General features: G+C 70.1%; 2 protein-coding genes. Both read left to right on the top strand.

Annotated elements, in window-relative coordinates; translation table 11 throughout:
• Window positions 1-134: 134 nt before the first annotated feature.
• Complete coding sequence (locus tag BLR24_RS16850) at window positions 135-7,325, top strand: DUF11 domain-containing protein (RefSeq protein ID WP_093018878.1); 7,191 nt, start codon at window positions 135-137, stop codon at window positions 7,323-7,325.
• Window positions 7,326-7,357: 32 nt separating this feature from the next.
• On the top strand, window positions 7,358-12,652 hold the full coding sequence (locus BLR24_RS16845) for a beta strand repeat-containing protein (RefSeq protein ID WP_302848510.1): 5,295 nt from the start codon (window positions 7,358-7,360) through the stop codon (window positions 12,650-12,652).
• Window positions 12,653-12,660: the final 8 nt, after the last annotated feature.

The raw sequence follows: 12,660 nt of genomic DNA, 5'->3' as shown, positions 1-12,660 counted from the left end.
GCCTTGCAGGCGGCAGAGGAAAAAGTTCTTTGAGTTTTGGACGGCCCGCGCCGCGCGCGGGCCGATGGAAGGTTCGTGGCGTGCAATTTCTTCTGGCGTATCTGAGCACCCGCTCGCAACGATGGCGAGGCGGCATGGCCGCAGCCGTCGTGGCGATGGCGGTCCTCGGCTGCACGCTCGCCGGAACCGCCGCGCACGCCGCGCCCCCGTCCGGCGGCACCGTGATCCGCAACGTCGCCACCGCCACCTACGTGCCGGCCGGCCTTTCGCAGACCGAGACGTCGAGCTCCAACGGCGTCAGCGCCACCGTGCTGCCGGTCGAGGCGCTGGTGCTCACGCAGGACCAGTCGGTCAGCCGGCCGCCGGCCGCCGTCGTCACGCTGAGCCACCTGCTCGCCAACACCGGCAATGTGCCGTCGAGCTACACCCTCGGCCTTGCCAACGGCGGCGTGGGCTGCCCGGCCGGCGCGCTCGACTTGTCGGCGCTGCGCGTGGTGCGCGACACCAACAACAACGGCGTGGCCGATGCGGCCGACCCGGTGCTGCCGCTCGGCACAGGCGGCGCCATCGCGCTGCAGTCCGGCGAGACCGCAGCGCTGCTGGTGCAGGGCACCATCCCTGCCGCGGCCAGCGGCAATGCCTGCGTGGCGCTTACCGCCACTACTGCGCTGCAGAAGCTCAGTGCCGTCAACCGCGACACCGTCACGGTGGGCGATGCGGCTGTGCTGGCCATCACCAAGTCCGCGAGCTATCCGGGCTTCGTGGTTCCGGGCACCACGCGCATCGACTTCACCGTGTCGGGCACCAACATCGGCGCGCGCGACGCACGCCCCGGCAACACCGCCGCACCCGCAGGAACGCCGGTGCTGGTGAACGGCACGCCCACCAGCCTGCTGCTGGTGCGCGATCTCGTGCCCGCGGGCACGCGCTACATCGCGGGCAGCCTGCAAAGCACGGCAGCCGGCGCGGTGCGCCTGTTCCGCCTGCCGGGCGATCCGGACTTCAGCTACCGCACCGCCGAAGACGCTTCGGCGGTCGAAGTGGCCATCGGCGTGCCGACCGCGCTGTCGCGCAACGCATCGATCGCCATGCAGTTCGCGGTGCAGGTCAAGGCCGACCAGAGCGGTGACATCCGCAACACCGCGCAGGGCTACTACAACGACGGTGCGGCGCCCGCGGTGTCGCCCTCGAACACGGTGGTCATCACCTCCAGCCAGAGCCGCATCGGGGTGGCCAAGGCGGCCTCGACGCCGCGCCTCCACCGCGGCGCCGACGGCCAGCTCGACGGCACCGCCACCGTGAGCTTCAGCGTCAACGTGCGCAACTATGGCGCCGTGTGGCTCTACGGCGTGCAGGCGACCGACTTGCTCGAAGGCAGCGGCGCGACGCAGTTCGGCACCTACACGTCGGCCGCGGTGCCCGCCGCCAACCAGTACACCATCGTGCCCGGCACGCTGGCCATCGCGGGCAGCCAGGGCAATGGCGTGGGCGGTACCGCGGTCGCGGCCGACAGCGCGTTCAACGGCACCGCCGCCGCGCAGAACCTGCTGGCGCCTGGTGCCGTGCTGCCGGTAGGCGCGCAGTTCACCGTGCGCTTCGATGTGCGCTTCAACGTCGGCGGCCGCGCCGGTACGCTCTACAACACCGTGCGTGCCCAGGGCGCGCTCACCGCAGGCGGCTCGCCGGCGGCCTTCGACGACTCGGTCAACGGCAGCAACCCCGACGCCGACGGAGACGGCAATCCGAACAACGACAGCTCGCCCACGCCGGTGTCCACGCAGCTGCCCGCGCTCACGCTGGCCAAGACCGCTTCGGCGCCGCGGCGCGTGTCGCAGGGCGTGTACGAGCTCGACTACCGCCTCAAGGTGAGCAACACCGGCGCGGCCTCGGCGCCGAACGTGCGGCTCATCGACAACCTCAATTGCACCTTCGACATGGACAAGCCCGACGGCCTCGTTGCCGCCTGGGAACTGGCCGGTCCGCCGAAGGCGCGCAGCGGCATCCTCCATGCCGCCAGTGGCTTCACCGGACGTGCCACCTGCGACCGCGAAGCCCTCGCCAGCAGCGATCCCTTCAGGCTGCCGACCGAAGCTGTGCTGAGCGTCACCGACGGCAGCCGCGCGCTGGCGCCGGGCCAGAGCGAAGAACTTTCCTTCACCGTGCGCATCACGCAGAAGCCCAGCGTCGTTGGCGGCCGCATGGCGCTCAGCAACAAGGCCTGGGCTGCGGCCTTCGACCAGAACACCGTCAACGTCACGCCGGCCATGCTGGTGGCGGCCAGCGCCAACTCGGCGCAGTCGCTGCTCGCCGACCCGCAGGGCACGGTCTACAACGCCGTCACGCGCCAGCCCGTGGCCGGTGCGGTCGTCACCTTCACGCGCCAGTCGTGCAGCAGCGGGCCGGTCACGCCGATCACGGCGGAAGAGCTGTATGGCGGCGCGTCGGGCATCTACACGGTCAACGCCAACGGCAGCGTCTCCATGACCACCGGCGCCGACGGCGGCTACCAGTTCTTCCTGCAGTCGCCGCCGGTCACCGGCTCGTGCACCTACGCGCTCGGCGTGGTGCCGCCCGCAGCCAGCGGCTATGTGACGCCGTCGCAGCTCATTCCGGTCACGGCCGGCACCTTCAACAGCTGCGGCGCCATCGTGCCGAATGCCGGCCCGCCGCAGGGCGCGGACCCGACCACCTACTACTTCTCGGTCAATGCGGGCTTCAATGCATCCGGCGCCGCCTGCGACGTGGTGCACAACCACATCCCGCTCGACCCGGGCAATGTGCTGGGGCTGGTGCTGCGCAAGGAAGGCAGCAAGCGCCAGGTCGAGTTCGGCGACTTCATGGACTACGCGCTGGTCATCACCAACAAGACGGGCTTCCCGGTCACCGGCGTGCGCCTGGCCGACAGCCTGCCGCCCGGCTTTGCCTATGTCGCGAACAGCGCGCGCCTGAACGGTTCGGCCGCAGTCAACCCAGCCGGCGGCGCGGGCCCGCAGCTCGTCTTCGACTACCCGGCGCTGGCGCTGGGCGTGGACCAGTCGGCCACGGTGCGCTACCGCGTGCGCATCGGCGTGGGCGCGCCCACCAATGGCGACGCCGTCAACCGCGCCCGTGCAAGTTCGGGCCCGATGCAGTCGAACCTGGCCAACTGGACCGTGCGCGTGACAGGCGGCGTGTTTTCCGACGACGCTTTCCTATTCGGCAAGGTCCACATGGACTGCAAGCGCGACGGCCGACAAGACGGCGACGACGAGATCGGCGTGCCCGGCGTGCGCCTCTACATGGAAGACGGCACCCACGTCATCACCGACGTGGAAGGCAAGTGGAGCCTCTACGGCCTCAAGCCCGTCACGCACGTGCTGCGCGTCGACCAGACCACGCTGCCCGCCGGCGCGCGGCTCGAGGCGCTCGACAACCGCAATGCCGGCCGACCCGAGAGCCGCTTCGTCGATCTGAAGAAGGGCGAGTTTCACAAAGCCAACTTCATCGTCGCCAACTGCGACACGCCGGGGGTGATGGACGAGGTGGCCGCACGCCGTGCGGCCATTGCCGCCATTCCCGATACCGAAGCCGAGGCGCAGGTGCGCATGCGGCTCGACCCCGAAGGCAAGATCGTGCCGGTGGGCGACGCGCGCTCGCTGCCTGCCAGCGGCCAGGCGCTCGCTACGGGCAGTACGGCCAGCGCCGGCTCGACGCTCTCCAACTCGGCCCCACTGATCGCGATGCCCGTGGCGCCCGCCAACGCGAGCAGCTTCGTCAACGGGGCATCGAGCACCTTGAGCGGCACGCTCGGCGCCAGTGCGGCACCGGCGCCCACGCCCGCAGGCAGCCTGTTCGCGGCGCTCAGCGGCCTGCCCACCAACGCGCAGGGCGCATCGGCCATGGGCGGCGGCGCCACCGGCGTGGGCGCATTCGCGAGCCGCCCGGTCAACACGAACACCGCCATGCTCGAGCCGCGCCAGAACGCGGTGGCACCGCTGCTGCCGCAGGCCGTGCCCAGCCCGGTCGAGCTGGAAGCCCTATTGCCGCAGATCGAAGACAACGCGCTCGGCTTCATCGACCTGAAGGACGGCGACACGCTGCCGGGCCAGTCGGTCAACGTGCGCGTCAAGGGCCAGGCCGGCCTGGCGTTGCGACTCACCGTCAACGGCAAGGCCATCGAGGAGCGCCGCGTCGGCAAGAAGACCGAGCTGGCCGGCAAGAAGCTCGGCGCCTGGGAATACATCGGCGTGGTGCTGCAGCCCGGCGCCAACCGCCTGCAGCTGGAAGGCGTGGACCCCTTCGGCAACGCGCGCGGCACGGCGCAGCAGATCAGCGTGATCGCGCCCGACAAGCTCGGCGCGATCCGCGTCGACGTGCCCGAATCGGCGAAGGCCGACCTGCGCACGCCGGTGATCGTGAAGGTGCGCCTGACCGATGCGGCCGGCGTGCCCGTGACCGCACGCACCCAGCTCACGCTCGAAGCCGACCGCGGCCGCTGGCTGGACGAAGACCTGAACCCCGCCGAACCCGGCACGCAGGTGTTCATGGAAGGCGGCGTGGCCGAGTTCCGCCTGCTGCCGCCCGGTGAACCCGGCGACGCGCGCCTGCGTGTGACGGCCGGCAGCTTCGTGAAGGAAGTGCGCCTCGCGCTCTTGCCCGAGATGCGGCCGATGATCGGCGTGGGCATCGTCGAAGGCGTGCTCGACCTCACCAAGCGCGGCGGCGTGCCGCTCGGTGCGATGCCTGCGGGCGCCGCCTTCGAGGCGGAACTCACCGGCCTGGCCGACGAGAGCAACAGCAACCGCCGGGCCGCCGCCCGCACCGCTTTCTTCTTCAAGGGCACCGTCAAGGGCGAGTACCTGCTCACGGCCGCCTACGACTCGAACAAGACGCGCGACGACCGCCTGTTCCGCGACATCCGCCCCGACGAGTTTTATCCCGTCTACGGCGATTCGTCGGTCAAGGGCTTCGACGCGCAGAGCACGCAGAAGCTCTACGTGCGCATCGACAAGAACCGCTCCTACCTGCTGTACGGTGACTTCACGACCGCCAGCAGCACCGAGGTGCGCAACCTGAGCCAGAGCAACCGTGCGCTCACCGGCCTGAAGCATGTGTACGACGACGGCAACGTGCGTGCGACCAGCTTCTTCTCTCGCACCGCGCAGACGCAACAGGTCGAAGAGTTCCGCGCGGTCGGCACCTCGGGCCCGTACTACCTGAGCGCCACGGGCGGCGAGTTCGTCGACAACAGCGAGCAGGTCGAGGTCGTGGTGCGCGACCGCAACCAGCCCAACCTGGTGCTGCAGCGCACGACGGTGGCGCGCTTCGTGGACTACACCATCGAGCCGCTCACGCGCCGCATCCTGTTCACGCATGCGATCTCGTCGGTCGATGCGAACCTCAATCCGCAGTCGATCCGCGTGACCTACGAGATCGACGCCGGTGGGCCGAAGTTCAACGTGGCCGGCACCGACGTGCAGGTGAAGGTCGGTGACAACCTGCAGCTGGGCGTGGTCGCGAGCACCGACGAGAACCCCGAGAACCGCCGCAAGCTCGGCGCGCTCACCGCGGTGGCGCGCCTGGGCGACAACACCACCATGGCGGGCGAATGGGTGCGCACCGAATCCGACAAAAACGGCAAGGGCAGCGGCGGCCGCGCCGAGCTGCGCCACCAGACCGAAGACCTCGCCGTGGTCGCGCTCGCCAGCAAGACCAGCGTCGGCTTCGACAACCCCGGCGCGAGCTTCTCGGCCGGCCGCACCGAGGCCTCCGCGCGCGCCGAGTACCGCATCGACGCCACCACCGTGGTGCGCGGCGAAGCGCTCTACAGCCAGGACGCATTGCAGGATGGAAGCCGCCGCGGCTTCACCGCCAGCGTGCAGAAGAAATTCGGTGAGCAGATGGCCGCCGAAGTCGGCCTGCGCCACGGCCAGAGCGGCGCGGGCCTGGGCACCAGCTCGGGCTTCGACTACGGCCAGATCTCGACCTACAGCGGCAACCTCGGCAGCGGCGTCGGCGCCAGCAACGTCACCGCGCTGGGCCGCGCGGCGAGCGCGAACGCCAGCGCGAATGCCGAAGACCTGACGACCGTGCGCGCGCGCCTGTCGGCGCAGGTGCCGGGCCTGCCACAGGCCAGCGTGTTCGTCGAGGGCGAGCAGGACATCCGCAAGTCCGACCGCCATGTGCTGGCCGTCGGCGGCAACTATGCCGTGACCGACAAGACGCGCATCTACGGCCGCTACGAACTGGTCTCCAGCCTTTACAGCCAGGACCAGCTCGGCACGACCGGGTCGAACAACGTCGGCATCCTCGGCATCGAGAGCAGCTACATGGAAGGCGGGCGCGTGTACAGCGAGTACCGCCTGGCCGACAGCATCGACGGCCGCGCCGCGCAGGCGGCCACCGGCGTGCGCAACACTTTCAAGCTCAACGACCAATGGCGCCTGACTGGTGGCATCGAGCACACGCGCCAGCTCGGTGGCCTGCGCAACAGCGGCAACACGGGCACGGGCTATTCGGGCGGGCTCGGCCAGTCGACGGCCATCACCGGCGGCGTCGAATACATCGCCGAACGCATCAAGGCGAGCGGCGTGCTCGAAGGCCGCCGCGGCGACGATGCGAACACGCGGCTCTTCAGCGCTGGCTTCGGCTACAAGATCGACCGCTCGTGGAGCCTGCTCGCGCGCAGCGTGATGAGCGACAGCGAAGGGCAGGGCACCAACGCGGGCAACGCGCATCATCTTGCACGCCACCAGTTCGGCCTGGCGTACCGCCCGGTCGATACCGACCGCTGGAACGCGCTGATGCGCTACGAGCGCCGTTCGGAGCGCGTGGTGGGCACGGGCAGCTCGACCGGCGCGCTCGACGGTTCGAGCGTCTTCGGCGCGGGCTCCGGCAACGCCAGCCTGCCCGGCACGACGAGCGCCGACATCGTCTCGGCCCACTTCAACTACAACCCGCGGCCCGGCACCGTGATCAACGGGCGCTATGCGGCCAAGTGGTCGCGCGCCGACGACGGCTGGCTCAAGAGCACCTACTGGGCCCACCTGCTGCAGGCGCGCTACACGCAGGACATCAACAAGGACTGGGACTTCGGCATCCAGGCCGGCTTGCTCCACGGCAAGGGCGGCGCTCTGCAGAAGACGATGGGCGCCGAGGTGGGCTACCAGGTCATGAAGGACCTGTGGGTGTCGGCCGGCTATAACTTCGTCGGACTCAAGGACCGCGACCTCACGGCCAACGAGTACACCAGCAAAGGCGCATACATCCGCCTGCGCTTCAAGTTCGACGAGACGGGGCTGGGCTTCTCCTCGGCCGGCGCTGCGGCTTCGGCGAACGCCAAATGACAAGAAATGATTCGGCCGCAGTGGCAGAACAGATGACTCACATTCCATCCTCGATCGCCCGGCACATGCGTGGCCTGTGGGCGTGTGTCCTGGTGCTGCCGGCGTTGTTGATGTCGGTGCCGGCCGTGGCTGACCAACTGCCTTGCTCGCCGCAATCGGGCTACAACGCCTGTGTCCAGATCACGTACACCGGCGCGAACCAGACGTTCACCGTGCCGACCGGCGTGAGCTCGGTGTTCATCAAGGCATGGGGTGCGGGCGGCGGCGGACCCAATACGAGCTACTACACCGAGCAGCGCGGCGGCGGGGGCGGCGGCTTTTCTTCCGGCACGCTGGCGGTGACTGCGGGCACGGCGCTGGGCGTTCGCGTCGGCGAGGGCGGCGCGGTCAACGATCTCACCGGCACCTATGGCGGCGGCGGCGCGGGCGGCAACGGGCAGGCCACAGCCATCGGTGCGAGCGGCGGCGGCCTGTCGGGCGTGTTCGCCACGACGACCTACACACAGGGCAACGCCAGGCTCATCGCCGGCGGCGGCGGCGGTTCCTCGCCGGGCGCAGACACCGGCACTCCGGCCGGCGGCGGCGGCGGCGGGGCGAGCGGGCGCGACGACGGCGTGGCTGCCAGCGGGCGGCCCGGCACCCCGACGGCGGGGGGCGCGGCGGGAACGGGCGGCACCTGCAACCTCGGCGCGCCGACGGCCGGCACCGCGCTCCAAGGCGGCGCTGGCGCTTCCACCAACCAGAACCAGAACGAAGGCGGCGGCGGCGGTGGTGGCGGCTACTTCGGTGGCGGCGGCGGCCTGTGCCAGGGGACCGCGCCCAACGGCATGGGCGGCGGGGGATCCGGCTACACCGGAGGCGTCGCCGCACCGAACCTGGCCACGGCCGCCGGATTGAATTCGGCATCCGACAACGTCGGCGGCGCCGCAGCCGCCACCGGCGACGCCCACTACACGGCCGGCATCGGCACCGGCGGTGGCGGCGATGCCAGCGGCGGCAACGGTCTCGTGGTGATCCAGTACAACCTGCCGGTGATCACGCTGAGCAAGACGGCGCCGGCGACAGTGGCATCTGGGGCCGCCATCACTTACACCCTCAGCGTGGCCAACAGTGGCGCGGTCGCCACCGGCACGGCGGTGATCGTTCGCGATCAGCTGCCAGCAGGCGTGATCGCCACGGCGGTCGCGCCCGGCGCCAACGTCAACGCCGTAAGCTGCGGCGCGCTGCCGAGCGCGGCCGGCGCATTGCTGACCTGCACGATGACGCTGCCTGCCGGCGGCATTCCCGCCGGGGCGTCGCGCAACTTCACGCTCACCGCCACGGCGACCACGATCGCAGGCACTGTGCTCACCAACTACGCAAGCACCAATGTCGTCGGCAACGGAACGCCCGCTACGAACCCCGGTGCGAGCTGCGTGTCCAACGCCACGATCAGTTGCGGCAGCGCGGCCACTACCGTGGTTGCCGGCGCGGCCGCCCTGGCTCGCTCGGGCGAACGCACCGTCACCGACAACCAGGTGGCCAACGGCAGCGCGCAGGACGTGCTCGAAGCCATCGTGCGCGATGCCGCCGACAACCCGGTGGCGGGCACGGTGGTGACCTTTGCCGTCACCCCCGGCGTGGCCTTCAACGGCGGCACGGTCGGCGCGGCTGGCACGTGCACCACCACCGCCAACGGCATCTGCCAGGTCAACGCGACCAGCACCGTGCCAGGTGCCAAGAGCACCGCGGTCAGCATCCCGGCCGGCACGCTGACCGGCGTCTTCACCACGAACGGCCAGAGCTACGGCGCGAGCCCGGCGACCTACAGCTTCGTGGTCGGCACGCCGAGCGCGGCGCAGTCGGGCCTGCGCGTCGTCACCGACGGCCAACTGGCCAACGGCAGCGCACAGGACGTGCTGGAGGCCTTCGTGCGCGATGCGAATGGCAATCCGGTCGGCGCCGGCGTGGTCGTGAGCTTCGGCGCCACACCCAACGTGGCCTTCAACGGCGGTAACGTGGGCGCGGCGGCCAGCTGCACCACCACCGCCGCAAGCCTTTGCCAGGTGACGGCAACGAGCACCGTCGTCGCGTCCTACAGCGCCACCGCGGTCACCCTGGGTGGCGTGGCACTGGGCGGCAGCTTCACGGCCAGCGGCAACAGCTACCTGCCGAGCCCGCAGACCTACAGGTTCTTTTCGCTGCCGACGGTGACCATCCGCAAGACCTCGCTCAACGGCGTCGGCACCTTCGACTTCACCGGCAGCAACGGGCTCGCCGCACAGAGCATCACCACCACAGTGGCCGGCACGCCCGAGAGCGCGCCGGTGCAGACGCTCACGGCCGCGAGCACGGCCACCACCATCACCGAGAGCGCGCCGCCGGCAGGCTACACGCTGACGGGCGCCTCCTGCACCGGCCTGCCTTCCGGCGGCACCGCCACGCTCTCGGGCCGTACGCTCACGCTCAATGCCGCGGCCACCGCGCCGGGCGCCAACCTGGTCTGCACCTTCACCAACACCGGCGCCACCGACGCCACCTCGCCGCCGATTCCACCGACGTTGAGTTGCCTCTCGAACGCCGCGATCTTCAACACTGCCTACAACGGCGTCAACGGCCCGCCGCTCACCAGCGGCCGCGACGCGGTGTGGGAGTCGGGGGTGGGCGCTGCCAGCGGCGGCCCGGGCACCGTGGCCTCGTGGCAGCGCGCCTACGTGGGCAACAAGGCTCCCGGCGCCTGGGTCAATTCGCCCTTCGGCAACGCCAACTGGAATTCCAACTACGACCCGAACCACACGGGCAATGTCGACGTCTACCACCGCTTCACATTCAACATGGCGGCGTCGGTGAACCCGGCGAGCTTCTCGCTGAAGCTGGACTTCTATTCCGACAACTCGGTGGCCGAAGTGTTCGTCAACGGCGTGCTGCAAACCGTGCCCGGCGTGCCGCAAGGCGGTAGCGATCCCTACAATTTTCAAGGGTACCTGGCGGGCAGGCAGGCGAGCGCGACGCTGTCCAGCAACTGGCGCACCGGCAGCAACACCGTGGTGGTGCACATCAAGAGCGGCGCGAACGCCGAAGGCTTTCTTGCGCAGGCCACCACCACCGCAGTTTGCGCTCCGCCCACCTTGACCCTGTCGAAGACCACCACCGGCGGCGCCGGCGGCCCCTTCAATTTCACGCTGAGCAACACCACCCAGACCAACGGCGTGGTCAGCACGGTGGCGGCGGGCACCGCAGTGCCGGTCGACGGCAACACGGCGACGGCCGGCACGCAACCCTTCTCGGCCACGGCCCAGGGCGCCGCGATCACCATTGCCGAGCCGGCGGTGCCGGGCTGGAACCTGGCGGGCGCGGTCTGTACCGATGCCGGCACGCCCGTCGGCAGCCTGGGCACCGGCACCAATGCGCGCACCTACACGATTCCCGCAGCCAGCGTTCAGTACGGCAGGCCGCTGCTGTGCACCTTCACCAACGCAGCCTCGGCGACGGTGACGATCAGCAAGGTGAGCAACGGCGGCGTGGGCCCCTTCGGTTTCACCGGCAGCAACGGCCTCGCGGCGCAGACGATCACCACCGTGACGGTCGGCGCCGCGGTCGCGGGCGCGATCCAGACGTTGACCACACCCGGCATCGCCACCACCATCACCGAAGACCCGCTGCCCGCCAACTACGCGCTCACCGGCGTGAGCTGCACCGGCCTGGGCGCGGGCGGCACCGCCACGCCCGACCTGCCCAACCGCAAGGTGACGCTCGATGCGGCCGCCACCGCGGCGGGCAGCAACATCGCCTGCACCTTCACCAACACCTTCACGCCGCCGTTCCCCCGGGTGCAGATCGTGAAGACCACCACCGGCGGCAGCGGCGCCAACCTGTTCGGCTTCGCGCTCAGCGGGCTCTCGGCCGCCACCGACAGCATCACCGTCACCGGTGCCGGCACCGCGAGCGGTGCCGCCAACCTGACCGGCACGGCCGGCGTGCTGGCGACGATCCGGGAAAGCGTGCCCGCCGGCTGGCCCGCCAACCCGATCAGTGCGAGCTGCCTGGATGCGGCCAGTGCCACGCCCAACGTGTCCTTCGGCACGCTGGCCGGCAATGTGCTCACCATTCCTGCAGTCAACATGGTGGCCGGCGCCAACATCACCTGTACCTTCGTCAACGGCTTCGGCTACACCGTGACGGGCCGCGTGTTCCTGGACAACGGCACGGGCCCGGGCGTCGCGAACGACGGGTTGATCAACGGCAGCGAGGGCGGCATTGCCGGCGTGAGCGTGCGGCTCACCAACTGCAGCGCCACCGTGCTGTCGACGGCCACCACCGACGGCGCCGGCAACTACGCGCTCGACGTGCCCTTTGCCACCGCTGCGAATGCGCCGCTGTGCGTGGAAGAAACCAACACCGCGCTGCGCCTCTCGACAGGCGCTTCGTTCGGCGCCGTTCCGCTGCCTTCGGGTTCGGCGGTGGCGAGCGGCGGCACCAGCTACACCTACACGCGCACCGGCACGCCCGACCGCGTTGCCTTCACCTGGAACGGCACGGGCCACACCGGCCTCAACTTCGGCGACGTGGACCGCAACACCTTCGCGGCCGACGGCGCCAAGAGCGGCATGCCGGGCAGCACCGTCAGCTATGCGCACACCTTCACTGCGCGCACCGGCGGCACGGTGAGCTTCAGCATCTCCAACTCGGTCGACACGCCGGCCGTCAGCGGCTGGAGCGGCAAGATCTTTGCCGACACCGGCTGCACCGGCGCGCAGCAGGCCGGCGCTGCGCTGCTGTATCCGCCCGCGGCGCCGGTCACGGTGGCTGCCGGGCAGAACGTGTGCATCGTGATGCAGGAGTTCATTCCCGCCAACGCGGCCAACGGCAACAACAACCAGAGCACGGTGCAGGCCAGCTTCAGCTTCACCAACGCCGGCCCGGCCCTGAGCGCGAGCTACACGGTGCTCGACACCACGACGGTGTCGAACAGCGCGCTCGAGCTCAAGAAGGAAGTACGTAACGTCACGCAGGGCGGCAGCTTCGGTGTGAACAACCAGGCCAAGTCGGGCGAGACGCTGGAGTACCGCGTCAGCTACACCAATAACGGAACGACGCCGATCTCCGACATGAAGATCAACGACACGACGCCGCAGTACACCAGCTTCGTCGCCGCGCAGGCCGGCACCACGCCCGCATCGCTGACCGCCTGCCGGAAGAACACGCCTGCCAACGTCACCCCCGCGCCTTCGGTGGCCTGCGCGGTGGCGCAGACCGCCGGCGGTACCGGCATGCTGAGCTGGGAGTTTTCTGGCTCGCTCGCACCGGGCGGGTCGGGGTCGGTGCTCTTCAGCGTGAAGGTGGATTGAACGGGATC

It is taken from the genome of Variovorax sp. OV700, assembly GCF_900099805.1.
Classification (GTDB): Bacteria; Pseudomonadota; Gammaproteobacteria; order Burkholderiales; family Burkholderiaceae_C; genus Variovorax.
The sequence above is the reverse complement of the archived record's forward strand: the minus strand, read 5'-3'. Positions and strand labels throughout refer to the sequence as shown.